The 22,568-nt window shown below is 69.2% G+C and carries 20 protein-coding genes and 2 tRNA genes; 13 read left to right on the top strand and 9 right to left on the bottom strand.

The window, feature by feature from the left end; translation table 11 throughout:
• Positions 1–31: 31 nt before the first annotated feature.
• Positions 32–913, top strand: coding sequence for a carbohydrate-binding protein (locus C8E87_RS20320; protein WP_166661202.1), 882 nt, complete (start codon positions 32–34; stop codon positions 911–913).
• 3 nt (positions 914–916) lie between these two features.
• Here C8E87_RS20320 and C8E87_RS46390 read toward each other — a convergent pair whose 3' ends face one another.
• Positions 917–2,158 carry a chitosanase gene (locus tag C8E87_RS46390; RefSeq protein WP_133874563.1) on the bottom strand — a complete coding sequence of 414 codons (1,242 nt, stop codon included), beginning with the start codon at positions 2,156–2,158 and terminating at the stop codon, positions 917–919.
• A gap of 52 nt (positions 2,159–2,210) precedes the next feature.
• Positions 2,211–2,462, bottom strand: coding sequence for a hypothetical protein (locus tag C8E87_RS20310; RefSeq protein ID WP_133874562.1), 252 nt, complete (start codon positions 2,460–2,462; stop codon positions 2,211–2,213).
• 97 nt (positions 2,463–2,559) lie between these two features.
• Between C8E87_RS20310 and malQ the strand changes: the two genes are divergently transcribed.
• Both malQ and C8E87_RS20300 read left to right on the top strand, forming a co-directional pair.
• Positions 2,560–4,500 carry a 4-alpha-glucanotransferase gene (gene malQ, locus C8E87_RS20305; protein ID WP_133874561.1) on the top strand — a complete coding sequence of 647 codons (1,941 nt, stop codon included), beginning with the start codon at positions 2,560–2,562 and terminating at the stop codon, positions 4,498–4,500.
• Positions 4,497–4,676 (top strand): antitoxin, encoded by a 180-nt coding sequence (locus C8E87_RS20300; protein WP_133874560.1) that lies wholly within the window; start codon positions 4,497–4,499, stop codon positions 4,674–4,676. The genes malQ and C8E87_RS20300 overlap by 4 nt, the downstream gene beginning before the upstream one ends.
• A gap of 3 nt (positions 4,677–4,679) precedes the next feature.
• Here C8E87_RS20300 and C8E87_RS20295 read toward each other — a convergent pair whose 3' ends face one another.
• Positions 4,680–5,060: a hypothetical protein gene (locus tag C8E87_RS20295; RefSeq protein ID WP_133874559.1), complete on the bottom strand. Its 381-nt coding sequence runs from the start codon at positions 5,058–5,060 to the stop codon at positions 4,680–4,682.
• 103 nt (positions 5,061–5,163) lie between these two features.
• Here C8E87_RS20295 and C8E87_RS20290 point away from each other — a divergent pair, with 103 nt between their 5' ends.
• Together C8E87_RS20290 and C8E87_RS43765 are read left to right on the top strand one after the other, a co-directional pair.
• Positions 5,164–6,015 (top strand): spermidine synthase, encoded by an 852-nt coding sequence (locus tag C8E87_RS20290; RefSeq protein ID WP_133874558.1) that lies wholly within the window; start codon positions 5,164–5,166, stop codon positions 6,013–6,015.
• A gap of 157 nt (positions 6,016–6,172) precedes the next feature.
• Complete coding sequence (locus C8E87_RS43765; RefSeq protein WP_166661201.1) at positions 6,173–7,423, top strand: translation initiation factor 2; 1,251 nt, start codon at positions 6,173–6,175, stop codon at positions 7,421–7,423.
• A 275-nt stretch (positions 7,424–7,698) separates the two neighbouring features.
• On the opposite strand, the gene C8E87_RS20285 is transcribed toward C8E87_RS43765, so the two are convergent.
• Both C8E87_RS20285 and C8E87_RS20280 read right to left on the bottom strand, forming a co-directional pair.
• The gene (locus C8E87_RS20285; protein WP_133874557.1) at positions 7,699–8,961 is read right to left on the bottom strand and encodes a TerC family protein; all 1,263 of its coding nucleotides are present in this window, start codon (positions 8,959–8,961) and stop codon (positions 7,699–7,701) included.
• 35 nt (positions 8,962–8,996) lie between these two features.
• Positions 8,997–9,755, bottom strand: coding sequence for a pentapeptide repeat-containing protein (locus tag C8E87_RS20280; protein WP_133874556.1), 759 nt, complete (start codon positions 9,753–9,755; stop codon positions 8,997–8,999).
• A 112-nt stretch (positions 9,756–9,867) separates the two neighbouring features.
• Between C8E87_RS20280 and C8E87_RS20275 the strand changes: the two genes are divergently transcribed.
• The 3 genes from C8E87_RS20275 to C8E87_RS20265 all read left to right on the top strand — a co-directional run bounded on the left by C8E87_RS20275 (position 9,868) and on the right by C8E87_RS20265 (position 13,180).
• Entirely contained in the window at positions 9,868–10,305 is a 438-nt protein-coding gene (locus tag C8E87_RS20275) for a hypothetical protein (RefSeq protein ID WP_133874555.1), read from the top strand.
• Positions 10,306–10,393: 88 nt separating this feature from the next.
• On the top strand, positions 10,394–11,947 hold the full coding sequence (locus C8E87_RS20270; protein ID WP_239079826.1) for a signal peptidase I: 1,554 nt from the start codon (positions 10,394–10,396) through the stop codon (positions 11,945–11,947).
• 69 nt (positions 11,948–12,016) lie between these two features.
• Entirely contained in the window at positions 12,017–13,180 is a 1,164-nt protein-coding gene (locus C8E87_RS20265; protein ID WP_239079825.1) for a lamin tail domain-containing protein, read from the top strand.
• Here C8E87_RS20265 and C8E87_RS20260 read toward each other — a convergent pair.
• A complete protein-coding gene (locus C8E87_RS20260) occupies positions 13,165–13,788 on the bottom strand; it encodes a TetR/AcrR family transcriptional regulator (RefSeq protein ID WP_203720420.1) in 624 nt (207 codons plus the stop codon). The two genes, C8E87_RS20265 and C8E87_RS20260, sit on opposite strands and share 16 nt — an antisense overlap.
• 126 nt (positions 13,789–13,914) lie before the next feature.
• Between C8E87_RS20260 and C8E87_RS20255 the strand changes: the two genes are divergently transcribed.
• Positions 13,915–14,622, top strand: a complete 708-nt coding sequence (locus C8E87_RS20255; protein ID WP_133874553.1) for an SDR family oxidoreductase — start codon at positions 13,915–13,917, stop codon at positions 14,620–14,622.
• 179 nt (positions 14,623–14,801) lie between these two features.
• Here C8E87_RS20255 and C8E87_RS20250 read toward each other — a convergent pair whose 3' ends face one another.
• A complete protein-coding gene (locus C8E87_RS20250) occupies positions 14,802–15,467 on the bottom strand; it encodes a TetR/AcrR family transcriptional regulator (RefSeq protein ID WP_133874552.1) in 666 nt (221 codons plus the stop codon).
• Between the two features lie 99 nt (positions 15,468–15,566).
• Between C8E87_RS20250 and C8E87_RS20245 the strand changes: the two genes are divergently transcribed.
• The 4 genes from C8E87_RS20245 (at position 15,567) to C8E87_RS20230 (ending at position 18,881) form a co-directional block, all read left to right on the top strand.
• Entirely contained in the window at positions 15,567–16,481 is a 915-nt protein-coding gene (locus C8E87_RS20245; RefSeq protein ID WP_133874551.1) for an SDR family NAD(P)-dependent oxidoreductase, read from the top strand.
• Between the two features lie 60 nt (positions 16,482–16,541).
• Positions 16,542–16,615 (top strand) — tRNA-Met (locus tag C8E87_RS20240).
• 500 nt (positions 16,616–17,115) lie between these two features.
• Positions 17,116–17,913 carry a type IV toxin-antitoxin system AbiEi family antitoxin gene (locus C8E87_RS20235; protein WP_166661200.1) on the top strand — a complete coding sequence of 266 codons (798 nt, stop codon included), beginning with the start codon at positions 17,116–17,118 and terminating at the stop codon, positions 17,911–17,913.
• Entirely contained in the window at positions 17,910–18,881 is a 972-nt protein-coding gene (locus tag C8E87_RS20230) for a nucleotidyl transferase AbiEii/AbiGii toxin family protein (RefSeq protein WP_166661199.1), read from the top strand. Before C8E87_RS20235 ends, C8E87_RS20230 begins: the two co-directional genes overlap by 4 nt.
• Before the next feature lie 509 nt (positions 18,882–19,390).
• On the opposite strand, the gene C8E87_RS20225 is transcribed toward C8E87_RS20230, so the two are convergent.
• Both C8E87_RS20225 and C8E87_RS20220 read right to left on the bottom strand, forming a co-directional pair.
• Positions 19,391–19,464: transfer RNA gene (locus C8E87_RS20225), tRNA-Met, on the bottom strand.
• 89 nt (positions 19,465–19,553) lie between these two features.
• Positions 19,554–22,511: a UPF0182 family membrane protein gene (locus tag C8E87_RS20220; protein ID WP_133874548.1), complete on the bottom strand. Its 2,958-nt coding sequence runs from the start codon at positions 22,509–22,511 to the stop codon at positions 19,554–19,556.
• Between the last annotated feature and the right edge of the window lie 57 nt (positions 22,512–22,568).

Genomic DNA, 22,568 nt, shown 5'->3' with positions numbered 1-22,568 from the left:
GTGTGCCTGCTGTTACCGACAGGGGGCAAAGGTGAGCGAGGCCCGGCACCGTTCCGGTTCGTCGAAGTGGCTGATCAGGCCGCGTGCGCTCGCTGCACTCGGCGTCGCGTCGGCGGGCCTGGCGAGCGCGATCTTCTTCACCGGTCAGGGCGATGTCGCGGTGGCGGCCGAGCATCGTCCGGTCTTCGCCGACAACTTCCGCGGTGAGCGCGGGGCGGGCCTCGACCCGTCCCGCTGGGTTCTCGACGGCGAGGCGCGGCACGGCCGGCTGGACGGCGACGGCAACCTCGTCGTGGAGCGTCTGGCCATCACCCGCAAGGCGTTCGCCGAACCGTACGGGCACGCCGAGGCGCGGATCAAGGTGCGGCGCGCGGAAGGGCCGTGGCGGGCGTTCGGCGCCGTCGACAAGTACGGCCGGGTGCTGCGCGGCCAGGTCGAGGTGCTCGACAAGGACGCCGATCCGACCTCGGGCCGCGACTTCCACACGTACGTGATCGACTGGTCGCCCGAGGCCGTGATCTGGTCGGTGGACGGCCGGCCGAGCCTGAAGCTGACGCCGGAGGAGCCGGGGCTGCCGATCGCGCTGGTGCTCAACCTGGCCACCGACGGGCGGCGGCCGGGCCGCATGGAGGTCGACTTCGTCAGGGTGACCGCGGGCTCGAAGCCGATGCCGGCCCCCACAACCCCGTCGGCGACGCCCACCACGCCACCGGCGACCACCCCGCCGGCCAGGCCGACCACAGCGCCGACGACCACCCCGCCGGCCAAGCCCGCGGCCTGGAAGGCCTTCACCGATTACGAGGCCGGCGACAGGGTGACCTTCGAGGGCGCGACCTACCAGGTCAAGGAGGCGCACACCGCGCTGCCCGGGTGGGAGCCGTCGGCCCTTCCCGCCCTGTTCACCAAGCTCTAGTCCTCAGGACGCGATGCGGTAGGCGTCGCCGTAGACGCGCCAGTTCAGCGGCGCCGTCAGGTCGAGGTTGCTGCGCCGCAGGAAGAGCCGCTGAGCCGTCTCGACGCGGGTCACGTCGGAGTGCGCCTCCTCGGTGCGCATCTCGGCCACCCGGGCGTTGAGGAACGCGTTCAGATAGGCCGGTTCGTCGCCGCCCTGTGCCGGTGTCCTGGCCGTACGCATCGCCGCCGCGCGGATGGCCCGCATGCCCGAGACGCCGTGCATCACGGCCGCGTCGAAGTAGGCGAACTGGCCGAGCGCCCGCAGGCCGTCACCACGGGCGAACCGGAGAGCCGGTTTGAAGTAGTACGTGTCTCGCGCGTCCTCCTGCACCCGCTGGAACACGGGATCCGCGGCAGCGGCGCGCCAGGCGGCCGGGAAGCCCGGGTCGAGCCCGGCGTGCGAGTCGGAGCCGTTGACCGCCCGCAGCGCCGGCAGGAACTTGGCCAGCACGTTGCCGGGTTTGCGGCGCGTGTACTCGGCGACCACCGCCAGCATGTCGGACGTCCCAGAGGTGAAGCCCACGATCCCGGCCGTGTAGCCGCGCCCGTCGCCGATGTCCTCGATGTACGAGAACTGCCGCCGCCAGGCCAGCGTCGAGTTCTCGGCGCTCGAGATCAACTGCATCGCCCGTTCCTTCTTGCGGCCGTCCTCCAGCCCCGAGGCGAGCGAGCCGGTTGCCGGGGCGGCGGCGGGCAGAGCTTTGGACGCGGGCCCGTAGACCCGTACGTCGGAGAGCGCGTAGCCCCCGCTCGTCCGGGCCCGCTGCGTGGCGAGCACCCGCAGGTAGCGACCGGTGCCGTTGAGCCGCTTGAGGTCGTCGGACTCGCCGTTGCCGGCGCGGGTGGAGTACAGATCGGTCCAGTTCGAGCCGTCGCCCGACACCTGCAGACGGTACGTCTTGGCGTACGCGCTCCCCCAGCTCAGGCGTACCCGGTCGATCCGCTGCGCCGAGCCCAGGTCGATGCGCACCCACTGCGTGCCCGGCCCGGCGGCGCTGGCCCAGCGGGTGACCGTGCTGGCGTCGTTGGCCCGCGCCGCGACCTCACCGCCGGTGATCGACGACGCGACCGCCGGACGGCCCCGGGAGATCAGCACGGTGTTGCCGGCGCCGGCCGCCACCGAGACGGCGAGCGGAACACAGAGCGTGGCGGCGATCCCGGTGCTGAGAGCGGCCGTCCTGACGTGGTGGGCCCGGATCCGCATCCGTCAAAGCTAGGTCGCGACCCGCCATGATCACCGGGATTCGGGGAAAGCCCTACTTCCGCCTGCGGTTGCGGCCCACCATCACGACCGCGAGCACGATGGCCGCCACCACGAACAGGCAGCACAGGGCGCCGAACAGGCCGAAGAACCCGAAACCGCCGCGCCGCCGGGAACGCGCCGCCTCGACCGCGATGTCCGTCACACCGGTGCTCGCGGCCCACGCGTGCGCCGGCACGACCAGGGCCAGCGTCGCCCCGGTGACGGTGGCGACCAGGCGGGACCAGAGTTTCATTGCTGCAGACATGTGTTCCATCCTGACCGATTCCCGCAACGTCCGCCCCCACGACTACCCCGGATCGGGCAGGGTATGAGCAGCGGCAGCGAAACGAGAGGGAGGCCGGATGGACGCCGAACTGGCGGAACTGGCGGCGGCACACGGGGTGGCCACCTGGTACGAGGACTGGCACCGCGAGCGCAAGGACGTCGCCGACGAGTCGGTGGTGGGGGTTCTTGGTCTCCTGGGCGTCGACGCGACCAGCCCCTCGGCGATCCGGGAGGAGCTTTCCGCCGTACGGGAAAGGAAGGCTCTCGGTCTGATGCCGGGCACCGTGGTCGTGCGCGAGGGCAGCTCACGCGATTTGCCCGGTCCCGCCACGATCACGCTCGAGGACGGCACGGCGCGCGAGGTCACCGAGGTGCCGGACGACCTGCCGCTCGGCTGGCACCGGCTGCACGCCGGCGAGCAGGACATCACGCTGGTCGTGGTGCCGGTCGAGCTGCCCGAGCCGCCGCAGACGTGGGGCTGGATGCTGCAGCTGTACGCGCTGCACTCGGAGCGCTCATGGGGCATGGGCGACCTCGGCGACCTGCGCGAGTTCCTGACCGTCTCGGGCCGGCCGGGGCTGGTGCTGCTCAACCCGCTGCACGCGATCACCCCGACGCTGCCGGTGCCCGCCTCGCCGTACTCGCCGTCCAGCCGCCGCTTCGCCAACCCGCTCTACCTGCGGATCGCCGACACCGACGAGTACCGCCGGGCCGATCCGGAGCTGCGCACGGCGGTCGACCGGCTCAAACCCGCGCCGACGGCCGACGGCCTGATCGACTACAGCGCGGTCTGGCAGGCCAAACGGGCGGCGCTCGACCTGCTCTGGCCGCTGGCGGGCGAGGTCGACCTGGAATCCGATCCGGGTCTGACCGACTTCGCGCGGTTCTGCGCGCTGGCCGAGCGGCACGGCCCGAACTGGACGGAGTGGCCCGAGGAGCTGCGCCGGCCCGACTCGCCCGCGGTCCGCGCGTTCACCAGCGACCGGGTCGCCTACCACGCCTGGCTCCAGCGGCTGCTCGGCGCGCAGCTGGAGGCGGCCAACGAGGCGGCCCGCGAGGGCGGCATGCCGGTCGGGGTGGTGCACGACCTGGCGGTGGGCATCGACCCCAACGGCGCTGACGGCTGGCTGCTGCAGGACGTGCTGGCCGCGGGTGTGCACACGGGCGCCCCGCCGGACGCGTTCAACCAGCTCGGCCAGGACTGGGGGCTCGCCGCGTGGCGGCCTGACCGGCTGATCGAGACCGGGTACGCGGCCTACCGCGACATGCTGCGGCGGATCTTCCGGCACGCGGGCGGTCTGCGTGTCGACCACGTGGCCGGCCTGTGGCGGCTGTGGTGGGTGCCGCCGGGCATGGGCCCCGCCGAAGGAACGTACGTGCACTACGACCCCGAGGCGATGCTGGGCATCCTGGCGCTGGAGGCACGGCGGGCCGGGGCCGTGGTGATCGGCGAGGACCTGGGCACGGTGCAGCCCGAGGTCACCGAGACGCTGGAGCGCATGAACATGCTCGGCTCGGCCGTGCTCTATTTCACGCGCGAGTGGGCGGAGGACGAGCAGCCGTTCGTGCCGGCCGAGGACTATCCGCGCAACGCGCTGGCCTCGGTGTCGACCCACGACCTGCCGACCGCGGCCGGCTTCCTCACCGGCGAGCAGGTGAAGGTGCGCGCCGAGCTGGGCCAGCTGACCGGGCCGGTCGAGGAGGAACGCCGCAACGCCCGGGCCGACCGCGACGCGCTGGTGGCCGTCCTGCGGGGCGACGGCCTGATCGGCGAGGACGCCTCGGACGACGAGATCATCGTCGGGATGCACGAGTTCCTGGCCCGTACGCCGTGCCGATTTGTCACCGCATCGCTGTACGACGTGCTGGGCGAGCTCGCGCAGCCCAACCTTCCCGGCACTATGAACGAGTACCCGAACTGGCGGATGCCGTTGGCCGCCGGTCTCGAGCAGATAGCCGAGGACCCGCGCGTCCGTACCATCGCCGCGATCCTCGCCGAACGGAAGGCGCACCGATGAGTTTCCTGGACAAGGCCAAGGACTTCCTGGACTCCAACGACGAAAAGGTCGATCAGGCCCTCGAGAAGATCGGCGACGAGGTCGACAAGCGCACCGGCCACAAGCACAGCGCACACATCGACCGGGCCGTCGACGAGGCGCAGAAGCGCACCGGCCAGGGCGACACGCGCCCGTAGGCCTCAGATGGCGAGCGGCGGGGGCGGCGGGTCGTCGTCCACCGCGAACAGCATCGGGTGCTGCGGCATGTAGGTGTCCCGTTGGCGGCACAGCAGCGGCGGGAGCAGCGACGACCGGTGCTCCGGGTGCTCGGTGCAGTGCCGGGTGGCGCGGTTGATCGCGTCCGAGTGGTGCCGCCCACCGCCGTACTCGCCGCAGTGCGCGCAGTCCCAGCGCCAGAACGCCGGGCCGTCCTCGGCAAGGTATCGGCGGATCTTCAGCGGAGGGCCGGCCTCGACCTGAGCCGCCGCGATGATCGCGGACATGTCGTCGGCCGCCGGGGGCGCCGACTGACGTCGTTGCTGCTCGCCGATGATCTGCGCCAGGACATTGCTCGTGGACACGGCTGTACCTCCTCTGTCGCCGCCCCAAGTCTTGAGTATCTTTTCGGCCATGTGAGCCGTTTTTCCCTGAATAACCCGTTCGGTGGCCGTGGATACTTGCTGCGTGGCGCAGCGCAGAAGGTCGGAACGGCTGGTCGAAACCGTCGGCTCCGGCGTCGCCGAGCTGCGGCCCGACCCCGACCGCGACACCGCGTACACGCTGCTGCTCGACGGCGCCCCGCAGTCACACGTCGACCTGGCCGACCCCACCCACCTGCAGTTCGAGTACGTGCGCCGGATGGCCGCCGCGATCGACCTGCTGGCCCCGCCCGGGCAGCCGGTACGCGCGCTGCACCTGGGTGGCGGCGCCCTGACCGTCCCCCGCTACATCGCGACCACCCGGCCCGGCTCGGCTCAGCGCGTGGTCGAGATCGACGGCCCGCTGGTCGAGTTCGTCCGCAGGGCGCTGCCCCTTCCGGCCAAGGCGAACATCCGCGTACGGGTGGGGGACGCTCGCGCCGCCGTCGAGGGCATGCGCGACGCCGGTTACGACCTGATCGTGCTCGACGTCTTCGCCGGCGCCCGCACCCCGGCCCACCTGACCTCGGTCGAGTTCGCCCGCGAGCTGGCCCGCGTGCTCGACCCGGCCGGTCACCTGGTCGCCAACGTCACCGACGGGCCGCCGCTGCGGTACGCCAAGGCCCAGGTCGCCACGATCCGAGCCGCGCTGCCCGAGGCGTGTCTCGTGGCCGACGCGTCTGTGCTGCGCGGCCGCCGCTTCGGCAACCTCGTCGTGATCGCCGGGCGCACCCCGCCCCCGGTGGCCGGGCTCGCCCGCCGGGCCGCCGGGGACTGGTTTCCCGGCCGCCTCGAGACCGATCTCGACCGCTTCGCCGGAGGCACGAAACCCGTCACGGACAGTGTCGCCGTGGCATCACCGTCCCCGCCGGCCGGGCTCTTCGGTAACGGTGCGTAACACCCGATCGCCCGACTGTGCAAGTATTTTCGGCCTGTCGTGTTCTCGTCAGGAAATCCGGTGTGATTCGCGGCGGCCGACTTGTTTGTGGGAGGTCACAAGGTTGTAATCGGTTACGGTCGCGTTATCGGGGCGCGGCGACAGTGGGGGGAAAAGCATGCCCGAGCACTACTCGGCGACCGACGCGCCCGCGCCGGCCACCACCCTGCGCGACAGCATCTCGGCCACCTCCGAGCGCATCCTCTGGAGCGGCCATACCGCGGTGGCGGAGTACGCGTTCGACGAGCCCGCCTCGCTCCCCCGCTGGACCCTGCCCGAGCAGACCGAGGTCGTCGTCACCGACCAGCGGGTGCTCTATCGCGGCCCCGGCGCCGCCGACACCGGCGAGTTGCGCTGGCCCTGGCCGCAGCACCTGCGCGTGCAGCCCGGCAACCGCGACACCGGCCGTCAGGCCACCGTGACGCAGATCCAGCTCGTCTGCGCCGGCCCCGGCGGCACCTTCCCGGCCCTGGTCTTCGCGGGTGGCGACCTGACCTCGGTCGGTGACGCCGACCGGGTCGCCAACACGCTCCGGCAGGCCATCGCCCGTTACCGGGTCGAGCACGCGACCGCCCTGGGCATCGCCCCGCCGCAGGTCCGCATGCTGTCCCGCCTGGTGATCGGCCCCGAGTTCAACAACTTCCCCGGCGGCGAGGGCCAGACGGTGTCGCTGATCGGGGCGGTGTCCGTCGGCACGCACGAGCCGCGGCCCGCCGCTCCCTCGCCTTCTCCGGTCTTCCCCGCCGCCTCGGACCCGTCGGCTGCCGCCTGGCAGTCGCCCAGCCACGCCGCTGCTCCCGCCGCGCCTTCGCACGCCCCCGCCTCGTACGCTCCCGCCGCGCCTTCGCACGCCCCCGCCGCCTCACCCGTTTCCGGGGCCCGGCCAGGGTATGCCGAGGTCGCTCAGCACCGCCCGCCGGTTGTTGTCCCGGCGCCGTCCGACATCCGCCCGCCCGTCGACGTGCACGCCACCGCCGACGTCCGCCCCGAGACGCCACAGCGCCCGGCCTGGTCGGCCCGCCCGGCCGACGACGCCACCCTCAACGGGCACCCCGACCTCGACACCCGCGCCGCCGAACTGGCCGCCCGGGTGGCCAGCCTGGTCGCCGGGGGCGCGGCGAGCCCGCTTCCCGAGTTCGACAACCAGACCAACCTTTCCGCCTACCTCGACGTCCCGTCCGCCCCGGCGCCCCGGCCACGTTCCGCCGCCGAGGAATGGGCGGGCCAGCACGAGGCCGGCGACCGGGCCGAATCGGTCCGTCGCACGGCCGCCCGCTTCGCCGGTAACACGGCTCGCGGGCGCGGCACCGCCGCTCGTCACGACGACGAGGTGGGCAGCAGCGGACGGGGCAGCCACCGCCAGGGCTGATGAAGACCGGGCCGTCTCGGGGCAGCCCGGTCTTCCCGCTCGCGCGACCTTTCCAGGCCGCTTCCGGATCCCCTGAGCGACCGAGCCGGCTTTCGGCGTCCTTCGGGGTCGGGCCGGTTTTCGGCGCTCTTCAGGAGCCCGGCCGGCTCTCGGCGCACTTCAGGAGCCCGGCCGGCTCTCGGCGTTCTTCAGAAGCCCGGCCGGCTCTCGGCGTTCTTCAGAAGCCCGGCCGGCTCTCGGCGCACTTCAGGAGCCCGGCCGGCTCTCGGCGTTCTTCAGGAGCCCGGCCGGCTCTCGGCGCTCTTCAGGGGCGACTTGGCCGCCAGGGGTGCGCCCGCCGGCACGAAGCAGGTGCCGTTGGCGACCCGCTCGTCGTGCAGCCGGTGTGCCCGGCCCAGCAACGCCATCAGCTCGTCCTCGGCCCGGATCCGCGCCCGGTACTTCTCGGGCAGGCTCTTGAGGTGCGCCTCCTCCACCAGGAGGCGGTGGAAGATCTCGTCGCAGTACGCCGGGTCGGTCTCGATGTCGAGGAACTCAGTGGCGTGCCGGCGCGCCGCAGCCACGTACGTCTGGGCCCGGCCCTTGGGGCTGAGCAGCGACGCCACCACGGTCACGAGCAGGATGCCGATGATCAGCGACAGGGACATCGCCGTGGAGATCTCGACCACGTCGATGTGCTCGCCGCCGTTGATGAACGGCACGTTGTTCTCGTGCATGGCGTGCAGGATGAGCTTGACGCCGATCAGGGCCAGGATCGCGGCCAGCCCGTACGAGAGGTAGACCAGCCGGTCGAGCAGCCCGTCGATCAGGAAGTACAGCTGGCGCAGGCCGAGCAGCGAGAACGCGGTCGCCGTGAAGACCAGATAGACGTTCTGGGTGAGGCCGAAGATGGCGGGGATCGAGTCGAGCGCGAACAGGATGTCGGTGCCGCCGATCGCCACCATGACCAGCAGCATCGGGGTGAGCACGCGCCGGCCGTCGACCACGGTGAAGAGCTTGTCGCCGTCGTAGGAGTCCGAGGTGCGCAGCACCCGCCGCGCCAGCTTGATCACGAAGTTGTCCGGCGGCGCGTCGTCGTCGCGGTGCCCGCGCAGCAGGTTGCCCGCGGTGATCAGAAGGATCAGCCCGAACAGGTAGAACACCCAGGCGAACGAGTTGATCAGGGCGGAGCCGAGGAAGATGAACCCGGTGCGCGCCAGCAGCGACACGACGATGCCGACGAGCAGCACCTTCTGCTGGTCGGCCCGGGGCACCTTGAAGCTCGAGAACAGCAGCAGGAAGACGAACAGGTTGTCGACCGAGAGGGCCTTCTCGGTGACGTAGCCCGCGAAGTACTCGGCGCCCATGTCGCTGCCGCCGAAGATCCACACTCCGACGCCGAACAGCACGGCGATCGAGACGTAGACCACCGTCCAGCGGGTCGCCTCACGCAGCGACGGGATGTGGGCCTTGCGCACATGGAAGAAGAAGTCGTACAGCAGTAGCCCGATGATGCCGAGCACAGTCAGCAGCCACACCACACCCGACACATCCTGCATCAGGTCATCCTAGGGCCGACCTGTTTCCTTCCGCCTCACGAGATCGTTCTGTCCGCCGGCAGGATCGCGGCCCGGCGCTGCGAGTCGGTGAGGAACAGCGCTCCGGTGAGGTCGGCGCCCCGCAGATCGGCCCCGCGCAGGTCGGCCCCGGTGAAGTCGGCCCGGCGCAGATCGGCGTCACGCAGGTCGGCCCCGATCAGCAGCGCGCCCCGGAAACTCGCCCCGCGCAGGCCGGCGCCGCGCATCCGGCGGCCGATCAGGTTGGCGCCGCGATGGTCCTTGCGTCCTTTGATCCCGGCCCGGGCGAGCTCGCTGGCCCGCTGCAGCAGGGGGTTGACCCGCCGCCGGTGCGCGTCGAGGTCGAGGGCCGCCAGTTCCTCAGGCGAGCCGGCCGCCAGGTGGTCGGTCCGGGCGAGAGCGTCGCGCAGTTTCCCCCGTACGGGGTGAGCCTCGTCCAGCTTCGTCGCCTCGGTCAGGTACCACATCAGCTCGTGCAGTTGCCGCATGACCGGCAGGGCCGCGAGCATCTCGGGCCGTTGCCGCCAGTCGGCGCCGCTGAACGTCTCCTGGGTCAGACGCTGCCCGGCCCCGAAGCAGTCGAACACCACGCAGCCGTGGAAACCGCTCGCGTCGAGCCGTTCGTGGATCGTGCAGCGGAAGTCACCGCCCAGGTTGCGGCAGGGCGTTCCGGCCGGTTTGTCGATGGCGAAGTCGGACGATTTGGCGAAGGCCGGGGCGACGCAGCACAGGGCGGCACAGCGGGCGCAGTCGGCGTGGAGTTCCCGTTCAGGCATCTGTCCCACTGTCCCAGACGCCTGTGCGAGCGATGCAACTCACTTGCACTTGAATGCAGCGCTGTCAGACCGATTCAACTGGTGCAAAGGACATGGACCTAGGGATGAGGATATGAGCAACCTGACTCGCATTATCGGCGGCGTTGTCGTGGCCGGAGCTCTCGCGGCCGGGGCGTCGGCCTTCACGGCGTCGGGTGTCGCGACGGACACGCCGCTCAGCGGCGGCATCGTCGGCGGCGGCGCCGTCGAGGTTCAGGTCAACGAACTGGCCAAGGTGATGGCGGCGAGCCTCATCCAGTCGACCACCGATCCCAACCGCTTCACCGGGGTCATGCTGAACGTCAAGGCCACGGACGGAACCGCCGACCTCCCGACCGGCTCCACGGTCAAGGCCAAGCTGACCGGCACCGGCGGCGACGCCACCGCGGCGTGGGAGGACTGCACCGAGTCGACCACCACGACCGGCAAGTTCACCTGCGAGATCGCCGCCAGCAAGTACTTCGAGTCCGTCACCAAGGTCGAAATCGCGGTCTTCGGCCCGACTGCCTGAGCAGGGGCCTTGTAGCGCGGTTGAATGATGACGTAGGCAGCAGGCCTGCTCGTCTGGAGTTGCCATTCAGCGTTCGGTTCGACGTCTGATGCTGGCCGCCGCCCTCGGGGTGGCGGCCATCGGCATCTGGGCGGTCGCCACCGAACGGCTCTCCTACGTCGTGACGTACGGCGTGAGCATGAACCCCGTCTACTACAAGGGCGACCTCGTCGTCATCGTGCGGCGCAGTTCGTACCAGGTCGGCGACATCGTGGCCTACCGGGACGAGAGGTCGGGTGAGCGGGTTCTGCACCGCATCATCGGCGGTGATCCGACCACCGGCTTCGTGTTCAAGGGCGACAACAACCAGTCCGTCGACTTCCCCCGTCCCACCCAGAGCGAACTCGTCGGCAAGGAGCTCTTCCACATCCCGCACGGCGGCATTTGGCTGAAACCTCTGCTCAGCCCGGCCGGGTTGGGGATGATCATGTTTCTGATCGTCGGCGGCGGGACGGCGGCGGCGAAGACTCGCAGGCAGTTGCCCCGGGGCCGGCGGAAGAAGAAAGCGAAGGCCATGCCTGCCCAACCCGCCTCGTGGGCTCGGGCGGCGGAGGTCGTCCAGGTCCTCGAGCGCATGTCGGCCTCCACGCGCGCCCTGGCCGTCGCCTGCGCCGTGGTGACCGGTCTGGCGCTGGGGCTGGGCCTGATCGGCTGGACGGGCCCGGTCGTCGAGCGGGTCACCGTGCCGGCCGGCCCCGCGCAGACGACCGCCTTCTCGTACTCGGCCGAGGTCGAACCCACGCCCGCATACGACAGCACCACGGTGACCTCGCCGGATCCGATCTTCCGCAAGCTGGTCGACCGCATCGACCTGCGCGTCCGGTACGACGGCCCACCGGGCATCTTCGACCTTGTCGCCGCGCTGAGCAACGGCACCGGCTGGCGCACGTCGATGACGCTCGTACCGGCCGAGAGATTCACCGCCACGCCGTATCAGAAGACTGTGGAACTCGACCTCGACGCGTTGAGCGAGCGCGCCGACGCCGCGTCCCGGGCGATCGGCGCCGGAACCGGCAGCCCGATCACGATCGAGCTCACCAGCCGGGTGCTCGCCGACGTGGCCTCCCCCTTCACCGCGACCGCCCGGTTCGAGATGACCGACGTGCAGCTGACCGTGGCCTCCAAGAGTCCGCTCAGCACATCGTCCGACACCACTCCGACAACCACCCTGCAAGCTCGCCGAATAGCGGTCCTCGGCCACCCGGTCATGGCGGTGTCGACCGCTCGGCTGTACGCGATTGTTGCGTTTCTGACCGCTATGGCCGGGAGCGCGGGGGTCTATTTTCTGTCTCGTCGAAATGATCCCGCTCACGTCCGCGCCGAGATCGAGCGTCGCCATCGTCACCTATTGGTGCGTGTGGCACCTGTCACCACCGTGCCAGGGACCCCGATCGTGAACGTCGACAGCTTCAAAGCCCTGGTGAAGCTGGCTGAGCGATATGGCCAGTTGATCCTCACATGGCACCGTCCGGACGCCGACCATTTCATTGTGCGTGACGAGGGAATCACTTACCGCTATCGGCTCCGGCTCGACGAGCCGGACCGGAATAACGACGAACCGATAAAACGCCCGAACAGCGCGGAAAGTCATCTTCGCCAGTGACCTGATGGGTGCCGGTAATTGTCCTACCGGGCCATACAAGAGGCACCTGTCTGCACTACGCTGCTGCGAATGATCTCCAGGCTCGTGACCAAGGCTGCCCTGATCGGAGTCGCGGCGACCTTCGCCATTGCTGCCCCGGCATCGGCCGCCGCCACCCCCACGCTCTCCGGCCCGGAAGAGGTGAAGGGGTACAACCAGTTCACCATGACCGGCACCGCCGACCCGAATACGACCGTGCAGCTCTACGAGACGGCGATCGGCTGGAACGACATGCAGCCGGCCGTCAACTACGACGCGGGTGGCGGTCCCGTCACCGCCACGGCCGACAGCGAGGGTCGCTTCACGATCCGCCGGTGGCTCGACTCGGGCTTCTACTTCGAGGTGCGCCAGGGCAGCGTGGCGTCCAACCGCATCACGGTCTACAGCAGGGTCGAAGTCACATTCTGGGTCACCTCGAACGCTGTCGGCACTCTGGTCGCCCAGGGCAGCGTGCACCCGGGGCAGCCGGGCCTGCCCGTACGGATCGAGAAGCAGAGCGCTTCCGGCGCCTGGACGTCGGTCGCCACCACGACCACCGACGAGGATGCGGCGTTCAGCCGCACCTTCACGGGCCTGGCTCGCGGTGAGCACACGTACCGGGCGTACGTGGGCCCCGACAACACGCAGGGCGTGCGCGCCGACTACTCGAACGCGCACACGACGTGGGTCGACGGCACGACGACGCCGACCACTCCGCCGGCCACCACCAAGCCGCCGACCACTCCGCCGGTCACGACGCCTCCCACCACGAAGCCGCCGACCACCGCGCCGACCACCAAGCCGCCGGCCACCACGAAGCCGCCGACGACCCCGGCCGTGGGCGCGATCCAGTTCACCCGGATCCAGTACGACGCGCCCGGCACCGACACGGGCAGCAACGGCAGCCTGAACACCGAGTGGGTCAAGCTGACCAACAAGACCAAGGCCGCGATCAACCTGAACGGCTGGACCGTCCGGGACCAGCAGAACATCGTCTACAAGTTCCCGAGCGTCAGCCTGGGCGCCGGTAAGTCGATCTTCGTGCTGAGCGGCAAGGGCACCAACACGACGACCCACCGCTACTGGGGCCGCGCCGGCGTAAAGGGCTACGTCTGGAACAACGGCGGCGAAACCGCGTACCTGCGCAACGCCGCCAACACGACGATCGACTCCTGCACCTGGAAGACGGTCTCCCCGGGTTACAGCAACTGCTGATCCTCGGCTCGTGAAGGCCCGGTTCCCTCGTGGGAGCCGGGCCTTTCTCGGTTCCCGGTGAGGCCCGCGGCGTCGAGCAGCGCTTCGGCCATCCGTACGCCTTCCCCGTCGAGCCCGCCGCCGTGCATGACCGCCCACGCGCTGGCGCCGTCGAAGGTCATGGTGAGCTGCCGGGCCAGGCGCTCGGGGTCGGCCACCCCGCCCACGGTGGCCTCGTGCCGGAAGAACGCGGTGAGCCTGTCCTTGTAGCGCAACGCGACCGCTCGCGCCGGATGGTCGGGCGCCTTGATCTCGATCGACGCGGCGACGAACGGGCAGCCGTGGAAACCGGGCTCCACCGCCACCTCGTCGAGCACCCGGAAGACGTGCAGGACGCGCTCGCGGGGTCCGCCCGGGAGGTCGTCGGCGGGCAGCAGGCTCGCGTTGAAGCCCGGCCCGATGCGGTCCAAGGCGGCCGCCACCACCTCGTCCTTGCTGCCGAACAGCTGATACATCGACCGCTTGGAGACCCCGGCGGCCCGGGTCAGCGCCTCGACGCCCACGCTGACCCCCTCGCGATAGAACAGGTCGGCCGCCGCGTCGAGAAGGCGGTCACGAGTGTCGGTCACGTCCACCAGACTACCCGGTCTGGAAACTGATCGGTTTCACGCGTCACAATGGCCTGGCGAACGGAAACCGATCGGTTTACCGTACGTGGAAACCGATCAGTTTTCCCGTACGAGAAGGACATCTCCATGACTGCGATCAAGAACTCGGTCGTCCTCGTCACCGGCGGCAGCCGCGGCATCGGCAAGGCGCTCGTCGACGACCTCTTCCAGCGAGGAGCGGCCAAGGTGTACGCCACCGCCCGTGACCCGCGCACGATCACACACCCCGGCGCCGTGCCGCTGCGACTCGAGGTCACCGACGAGGCCTCGATCGCCGCCGTCGCCGCGCAGGCGTCCGACGTGACGATCCTCATCAACAACGCGGGCGCTGCGGCCGGCGCGTCATACCTGGAGTCGCCGATCGAGGACGTGCGCCGCGACCTCGAAACCAACTTCTACGGCCCCCTGCTGGTGACCCGGGCGTTCGTACCCGTGATCGAGCGCAACGGCGGCGGCCACATCCTCAACGTCCACTCCGCGCTCTCCTGGCTGGCCGACGGCGGCCCGTACAGCGCCTCCAAGGCCGCCCTGTGGTCGCAGACCAACTCGCTGCGGCTCAAGCTGCTCGCCCGCGGCATCCGGGTGACCGGCCTGCACGTCGCGTACGTCGACACCGACATGACCTCGAAGATCGACGCGCCCAAGGCGAACGCCGTCGACGTGGCCGCGGCCGCCCTGGACGGGGTCGAGAACGACGCGTACGAGGTGCTCGCCGACGACGTCAGCCGCAACGTCAAGTCGGCCCTCGCCGGGGACCTCTCCCTGCTCTATCCCCAGCTCGCCACCAACCGCTGACAAGAGCGCTTTCCCGTACGCGGGCACCCCGTTGCCGCGTACGGGAAAGGCTCCGCGCCCCGTTGCCGCGTACGGGAAAGCGGCCCTGACGCCCAGTGCCGTGTACGGGGAAGGGTCGAGCGCCTGGTGCCGCGTACAGGGAAAGGCTTTGACGCCCGGTGCCCCTTACGGGGAATTGGTCAGGTTCGTGGCAGCACGCCGACGAGCATGGCGGTGAAGGCGAGGCGCAGGCCGTCACGGGGTTCAAGGTTGTACACGGCAAGGGCCGGCTCGTCCGCATAGGCCGCGAGAACGCTGGGCGGCGGCGGCACGTACGCCGAAAGAGCGCCCGCCGAAACCAGAATGATCAGACACAGCACCGGCGCGTCGTCGCCGAGCTCGGGCAGATGACGGCGCAGCAGGCCGGCCATGTCGGCGAGCCTGCCCAGCGAGGCACGCTTGTGCCGCTTGACCACCTCGACCGAGACGTTGTGCTCGAGGACGCCACCCTGCGCGCCGAAGAGGTCGCACAGCACCGTCCGCTCCGCCAGGGACCGGCTGAGGATGTCAGCCACCTGATCCGCCCGCTTCTCGACGGACGCCCGGGCCTCGACACCGGCGGCCAGCTCGGTGGCCAGCTCGGCGAGCCACTCCCCGAGGAAGACGTCCAGCAGCTCGAGCAGGACGGCTTCACGCGACTCGAAATACCGCAGCACGTTCGACTTGGCCAGGCCCACCCGCCGGCTGAGCTCGTTGAGGCTCACCTCGGCCACGGGCATCTCGTCGAGCATGGCCGCCGCCGTGTCGAGGATTGCCCTGCGCCTGATCTCCCGCTGCTCCTCGCTGCGCGCCCGCTGAAATGTCACGCCACCAGCCTAGCTTAAAGACCGCCGGTCCCTTGACAGCAGACCGCTGGTCTCTTACGTTGGTCACATAAAAGACCGACGGTTCCTTAGGAGATCATCGTGAGCGGCAAGTGGAGCGAACAGAACATCCCCGACCAGAGCGGCCGCGTGGCGATCGTGACCGGCGCCAACACCGGGCTGGGATACGAAACCGCCCGAGCGCTCGCCGAACACGGGGCAACAGTGGTCCTGGCCGTCCGCAACATCGAAAAAGGCCGGCAAGCCGCGGCCCGCATCAACGGCGACGTCACCGTCCAAGCCCTCGACCTGACCTCGCTCGCATCCATCCGCTCAGCGGCCGCCGACCTGCGCGCCGCCCACCCCCGCATCGACCTGCTCATCAACAACGCCGGCGTGATGTACACCCCCCGCCAGACCACCGCCGACGGTTTCGAAATGCAGTTCGGCACCAACCACCTCGGCCACTTCGCCCTCACCGGCCTGCTGCTCGACAGGCTCCTGCCCGTCCCCGGCTCCCGCGTCGTCACCGTCAGCAGCGGCGGCCACCGCATCCGCGCCGACATCCACTTCGACGACCTGCAGTGGGAACACGCCTACAGCCGCGTCGCCGCCTACGGCCAGTCCAAACTCGCCAACCTGATGTTCACGTACGAACTGCAGCGCCGCCTCACACCCCACGGCGCCACCATCGCGGTCGCCGCCCACCCCGGCGTGTCCAACACCGAACTCATACGCCACACCCCGACCGCCGTACGCCTCCCGATCACCTGGCTCGCGACCCTGCTCACCCAGAACGCCGAAATGGGCGCCCTACCCACCCTGCGCGCCGCCACCGACCCGAACGTCACCGGCGGCCAGTACTACGGCCCCGGCAACCTCCTCCAAATCCGCGGCTACCCCAAGCAGGTCACATCCAGCCCCGCCTCCCACAACAAGACCATCCAGCAGCGCCTGTGGACCGTCTCCGAACAACTCACCGGCGTGACCTACCCCGTCCCCGAGCTCACCCGATAACCACCACCCGGCCCCGCCCTGACACCCACCGACCAAGCAAGGTAGTGTTGTCCTCGCCGACGCGGGGTGGAGCAGCTCGGTAGCTCGCTGGGCTCATAACCCAGAGGTCGCAGGTTCAAATCCTGTCCCCGCTACGAGGTGGGAGGCCCCTGTTCGCGGAAAGCGCGAACAGGGGCCTCTTCGCGTTTTGCCTGGGGGCCGAGCCCCCAGACCCCACGTTACGGTGGTCGCTGGGGTGGGTTTGTTGCGCTGGGTCCTGCGACTTCGTCGCGGTCGGGGTGGCGACTTCGTCGTGGGCCGCGGACTCCGGTGGGCGATTGTTCGGTATCTGTCGTGCCGCCCGGTTGCCGGCGGTACGAGCGAACCTCGACCAGGAGCTCGGGCTGTGGCGGAGCGAGCGATCTGGACTGCGGCGAAGGTCCGCGAGCTGGGGTCGGTGACGAGCTTGGAGACAGCCGGGCGGATTGTCGGTATCGGTCGGAGTAAGGCCCAGGTGGCCATTGGTAGTGGTCGTGGTGTCGTATCTGTCCGCCAAGTAACGTGAACAGTTACTTACTATGCTGAATTGACACTGCCAGCGGGAGGTGTCAATCTGGTCAAGTTAGTAACTGTTCCTGATACAGAGGCGCATCCGATGACACGGACGATCCCGCCTTCGCTGGGGGGTATCCTTGAAGAGCTGGAGCTCGAGCAGCCCACGCTTGTCACGAGTGAGCAACTCGCTCAGCTCGTCGAACACCATGGCCTGCGCACCCCGGTCCGGATCGTGGCCGCGCGACTGCGCGAGCGGGGGTGGCTACTACCAACCGGGCAACGCGGTGTCTGGGAGTTCGCACCCGCCGCCATGGCAGGTGCCTACTCCCGTAACGACCCGCTCATGCCCCTACGCGCCTTCCTGGCTCAACGACCCTCCGCGCGGTGCGCCTTGACCTTGCAAGCCGCCGCCTGGGCGCACGGCTTCGCCGACCGCGTGCCGACCCACATCGCGGTCGCCGCCGCGACGACCGAACTGGCGCGTCAGCTACCCGCGGGCGTTGCGGCATCCGTCTTCGATCCCCACCTTCGCTACCAGGATCAGCGCGGCGTACCGGTACTCGCTCCGGAAAGCATTCTCGTACACATGACGGCAAAGCCCGGTGCCGTGCGCTCCTGGGCGAGTGCGCTCGAATGGCTCCCGGAACTTGCCGCCGACTTGTCCTGGGAAGAGCTGTCCCTCGAACTGGCCGGTCGGCCGTCGGCCACCAGCGCACGCACCGGCTACCTGCTCCAGGGAATGCGACCCGACCTGGCCGACGCGATCCGCGAGTCGAGCCCCCTGCACGGCAAAACCTGGTTCGGCCCGCGAGGACATCTCCGCCGCCACGACAACACCTGGCAGGTCGCCGACACCAGCCTCCCCTTCGACCCCCGCACCCTGCGAGCCGCCACATGAACGACATCAACCTGACCGTCGGACACATTGCCCGGCACACACCGCGTGGCGCCGGTGCCCAAGGCCGTGACGCCGCCATTGTCGACATCGCCCAAGACCTTCTGCTTCGCCACCTGCACGGGCTCGGCGTCCTCGACGCGATGACGTTCAAGGGCGGCACCGCGCTGCGCAAGCTGTACGCGGGAAACGCCGGGCGCTTCTCCCTCGATCTGGACTTCTCCAGCACGAAGATCGGCGCCGATCCCGACGACGCGCTCACCAACCTGATCGCCGCCGTCGACGGACTCAAGGTCGGCCCCTTCAGCTACGGCGTCATCGAACGGCGCGGCAAGTGGACGCTCACCTACGACCACAGCTTCGGCGGCGACACCGGTGCCTTGCAGAGCAAACTCGACTTGAATCCGCCGCCCTGGCTGCCGCCGGTCCTGCGCGGATGGCAACCCCTGCCCATTCACACCCGGTACGGACTACCTGCTCTACCTCAACTGCAGGTGATCCGCCTCGAAGAGAACATCGCCGAGAAGATCGCCCGTCTGAATCGCGCCACTCCCGCCCGCGACATGTACGACCTGCGCTGGGCCATGACCAACACCCCCATCACCGGCAAACTGGACCATGCCCTCGTACGCCGTCTCGCCGTCCTCAAAATCTGGGTCGACGCCAACGGCCTCCACGCCGGCGACACCTTCTGGAAGCAAGGCCACGAAGGCCCCGCCTTCAACCCGGAGAAGTGGCTCCGCGACCGCGGCGCAGGCGAGTTCGACGAACAGGACATCGGAGCGCTCGCCGTCCCCACGCCCACTGCAGCCGAGCTGTCGGAAGCCCTTCGCACCCATTTCAGATTCCTCGCCGACCTCGAAGACGACGAACGGCTCCTCGCCCAGGCTCGGGAACAGGACCGTCCCCTCGCACTACGCGCCCTGGCCACCCTCCCCGGCGGCCGGCTGGCCGACGTCGGCCTCTACTGACCTTGTCGGCTACCGCCGGGGGGACCTTAAGACCGCATCTCATTAGGGGTTGTTGAGTTCGAACATCATTCGTTGTACGGGCGTGAGTGATGTGGACAAGTACTACCCGGAGTCGTTGTGGCACCTCGTGCAGCCGTTGCTGTCCGCACACCCGGAAAGACATCAGGGTGGTGGGCGACGGCGTATCGCGCACCTGGTACCCCCACCCAACACCAACCCGTCCGTCGGCAACTTCACGACGACAGGGACAGCACGCACCGCGCAAGAGACCGGCCCGCTACATCAACGTTCCCCACCAGCACACGCCAAACCCCCGCACCGAACAATCGCCCACCGGAGTCCGCGGCCCGCGACGAAGTCGCCACCCCGACCGCGACGAAGTCGCAGGACCCAGCGTGAACGACTCACCCCAGCGACCACCGTAACGTGGGGTCTGGGGGCTCGGCCCCCAGGCAAAACGCGAAGAGGCCCCGGTTCGCGCTTTCCGCGAACAGGGGCCTCTCGACTCGTAGCGGGGACAGGATTTGAACCTGCGACCTCTGGGTTATGAGCCCAGCGAGCTACCGAGCTGCTCCACCCCGCGTCGGCCTGTTAACACTAGCGCAACGGGGGCGATGGCTGCAAAACGGGGGCCGGTGACCCAGCACACGGTGGGTCACCGGCCCCAAACGGTCAGCCGCTCGGGGTTGGGTTGGGCGCCGGCGCCGAGCCGGAGGGGTTCGGGGTGGCGCTGCCGGCGGCGTTGCGGGCGTTCTCGAAGTTGGTCATCGCGGTGTCGAGGGCCTTGAGCGCTTCGCCGTAGCGGGCGAAGTCGCCGGACTGCTGGGCCGTTCGGACGTTGGCGATGGCCTGGTCGAGCGCTGTCGCGGCGGCGGCCAGCTCGCCGGTGAGCGTTTCCGGCGGCGGGTTGGTGCCGGTGTTGCCGCCACTGTTGTTGCCGCTGTTGTTACCCGTGTTGCCGCTGTTGTTGTTGCCGGTCTGCGCGTTCTTGCCCTGCTGCACGAGTTGGTCGAGGCCCTGTTTGAGACTGTCGGCCAGCACGACGTACGTTCCGCCGTCGCCGTAGGACATCAGGATCTTCTGCAGCTGCGGGGCCGCGTTCTCCTGGTTGCCGGGTCTGACGTAGACCGGCTCCACATAGAGCACGCCGCCTTCGACGGGCAAGGTGATCAGGTTGCCGTAGAGCACCTGGGACTGCGAGTTGTTCGACAGCAGGGTGATCTGTTGCCGCACGGTCGCGTTGGCGGTCATCTTTTGGTGCACCTGGACCGGTCCTGGTGTGACCGTCTGGTCGGGCAGTTCGAGCACCTGGATCACGGGTTTGTTGTCGACGTACGACCCCGAGATCAGCGCGGCCAGGTTTTCGCGGTTGGCCGGTGTGACGCCGGCGGTCAGCTGGAACCGGGTCTGGTCCTGTTCGGGCAGCTGCACGTTGAGGTAGAACGGCGGCTGCTTCTGGTTGCTCGACGGCGCGTCGGGCGCGTTCGGCACCTGCCAGAAGTCCTGGCCGGAGAAGAACGCCTGCGGGTCGGTCACGTGGAACCGGGTGAGCAGGTTGCGCTGCACCTTGAACAGGTCCTGCGGGTAACGGAAGTGCTGTTCGAGGGCCGGCGGGGTGTCTTCCTTCGGGACGATCAGGTCGCCGCCGAAGGCCTTGTTCCACGCCTTGAGCACCGGGTCGTTGTCGTCGAACTCGTACAGCTTGACCGTGCCGTCGTACGCGTCGACGGTCGCCTTGACCGAGTTGCGCATGTAGTTGACGTCGTCGCGGGCCAGGGCGAATTGCCCCTGACCGGTGAGCTCGTCCTGCGTCTCGGTGGCCAGGTTGATCTTCTGCGAGTACGGGTAGCTCGCCGACGTGGTGTAGCCGTCGAGGATCCACACGATCCGGCCGTCGACGGCCGCCGGGTACGGGTCGCCGTCGATCGTCAGGAACGGCGCGACCTTGGCCACCCGCTCGCGCGGCTCGCGGATGTACATGAGCTTGGACTTGGAGTTGACCGCGTCGGAGAGCACGAAGTTGCTCTCGGTGTTCTTGATCGCGAAGACCAGCCGGCGGAAGAACGAGCCGATCGAGACACCGCCCTCACCCGTGTAGGTGTAGAGCTCCTCGGCGTTGTTGTTGTCCTCCTGCGGGCGGTCGAACTCGACCCGGCGGTTTTCGTCCTCCTGGCCGACGATCGCGTACTCGGTGGACTGCTCGCCGTAGTACACCCGCGGCTGGCTGACCTTGATCTCTTCGGTCGCCGAGGAGCAGTTGCCGGAACGGTCGTCGCCGAGGAACCCGGAGACGAAGTACGGCAGGCCGCCGCAGAACTGGTTGGCCGGCGCCGCCACCAGGCCGTAGCCGTGGGTGTAGACGGTGTGCCGGTTGAGCCAGTTGCGCTGCTGCGTGGTCAGCTTGTCGTCGTTGATCTCACGGACGCCGACCACGTAGTCGGCCGTCTTGTTGTTGATGGAGTAGCGGTCGACGTCGAGCTTGGCCCCGAAGTCGTAGAAGCCGCGGGACTGCTGCGACTGGGTGAACGCCTGCGAGACGAGTTGCGGGTCGATCAGGCGGGCGTTCTGCGCGCTGGTGTCGGAGGCCAGATTGCCGGGCGGGACCACGGTGTTGGCCCGGTACGGCGCGACCTCGGTGCCGTCCAGCCCGAAGGCCGCCCTGGTGGCGTCGATGGAGCGCTGGATGTACGGCGCTTCCTTCTCGCTGAGGCTGGGCTTGACCGAGAAGTTCTGCACGGCCAGCGGGTAGATGCCGCCGATGGCTACCGCCGAGATCGCCAGCAGGGCCAGCGAGACGCCGGGCCATACCAGGTTGCGCAGGCCCGCGTTGGAGAACACGATGATCGCGATCGCCACGACGATCGAGATGTACGCGAGGATCTCCTTGGCCGGCATCAACGCGTTGACGTCGGTGTAGCCCGCGCCGTACAACCCCGGCGAGACGTGCTGCTCAAGCAGCAGGGCCCGCCGGTCGAGGACGTACGCCACCGCCTTGAGCAGCACGAACAGCGCGACCAGCGAGGTCAGGTGCGCCCGCGCGCCGGTGGTCATGCGGTCGCCGACGCCCTGCAGGCGTACGCCGCCGAAGACGTAGTGCATGGCGAGCGAGCCCAGCACCGAGAGCACCACGGCGGTGAAGGCGACGCCGAGCACGTAACGCATCATCGGGTAGTCGAAGACGTACCACCCGACGTCCACTTTGTGCTCCGGGTCCTGGATGCCGAAGCTGCCGCCGTTGCGGAAGAGTATCCAGTCCTTCCACCGGCCCTGCGCGGAGAGCCCGGCGAAGAAACCGATGATGACGGTGAGAACGGTGATCCAGGTGCCCAGGCGCGGCGCAATGATCATGCGGTAGCGCTCGAGCGTCGCCTGTTCGGCCGAGTGCGGCCGCAGCAGCGGTCGCAGCCGGTACGCCAGATAGAGGTTGCCTGCGATGATCAGAGCGACCGCGAGGCCGATGACCAGGAACAGCAGGAGCCGGGTGAGCAGAACACCGGAGAAGACGTTGACGAAGTCGACCTCGTTGAACCAGAGGTAATCGGTGTACGCGTCGATGCCCCACCCGAGCAGCGTGAAAAGAAGAAAGACCCCGACCAGGACGCCGACGGTGACGCGACCGCGCCGGCTCATCCTCGGTAGAGGGCTGTTACGCATAACCAACGGAGGCTCCACATTTCAGTCGGGCCG

It is taken from the genome of Paractinoplanes brasiliensis (assembly GCF_004362215.1).
In the GTDB taxonomy this organism is placed as follows: Bacteria; Actinomycetota; Actinomycetes; order Mycobacteriales; family Micromonosporaceae; genus Actinoplanes; species Actinoplanes brasiliensis.
The sequence above is the reverse complement of the archived record's forward strand: the minus strand, read 5'-3'. Positions and strand labels throughout refer to the sequence as shown.

Bases quoted from the DNA above. Each gene is read 5' to 3' on its own strand.
- C8E87_RS46390 (WP_133874563.1), bottom strand. From the start codon at position 2,158: ATGCGGATCCGGGCCCACCACGTCAGGACGGCCGCTCTCAGCACCGGG.
- C8E87_RS20310 (WP_133874562.1), bottom strand. From the start codon at position 2,462: ATGTCTGCAGCAATGAAACTCTGGTCCCGCCTGGTCGCCACCGTCACC.
- malQ (WP_133874561.1), top strand. From the start codon at position 2,560: ATGGACGCCGAACTGGCGGAACTGGCGGCGGCACACGGGGTGGCCACC.
- C8E87_RS20300 (WP_133874560.1), top strand. From the start codon at position 4,497: ATGAGTTTCCTGGACAAGGCCAAGGACTTCCTGGACTCCAACGACGAA.
- C8E87_RS43765 (WP_166661201.1), top strand. From the start codon at position 6,173: ATGCCCGAGCACTACTCGGCGACCGACGCGCCCGCGCCGGCCACCACC.
- C8E87_RS20285 (WP_133874557.1), bottom strand. From the start codon at position 8,961: ATGCAGGATGTGTCGGGTGTGGTGTGGCTGCTGACTGTGCTCGGCATC.
- C8E87_RS20280 (WP_133874556.1), bottom strand. From the start codon at position 9,755: ATGCCTGAACGGGAACTCCACGCCGACTGCGCCCGCTGTGCCGCCCTG.
- C8E87_RS20275 (WP_133874555.1), top strand. From the start codon at position 9,868: ATGAGCAACCTGACTCGCATTATCGGCGGCGTTGTCGTGGCCGGAGCT.
- C8E87_RS20270 (WP_239079826.1), top strand. From the start codon at position 10,394: ATGCTGGCCGCCGCCCTCGGGGTGGCGGCCATCGGCATCTGGGCGGTC.
- C8E87_RS20265 (WP_239079825.1), top strand. From the start codon at position 12,017: ATGATCTCCAGGCTCGTGACCAAGGCTGCCCTGATCGGAGTCGCGGCG.
- C8E87_RS20255 (WP_133874553.1), top strand. From the start codon at position 13,915: ATGACTGCGATCAAGAACTCGGTCGTCCTCGTCACCGGCGGCAGCCGC.
- C8E87_RS20235 (WP_166661200.1), top strand. From the start codon at position 17,116: ATGACACGGACGATCCCGCCTTCGCTGGGGGGTATCCTTGAAGAGCTG.
- C8E87_RS20230 (WP_166661199.1), top strand. From the start codon at position 17,910: ATGAACGACATCAACCTGACCGTCGGACACATTGCCCGGCACACACCG.
- C8E87_RS20220 (WP_133874548.1), bottom strand. From the start codon at position 22,511: ATGAGCCGGCGCGGTCGCGTCACCGTCGGCGTCCTGGTCGGGGTCTTT.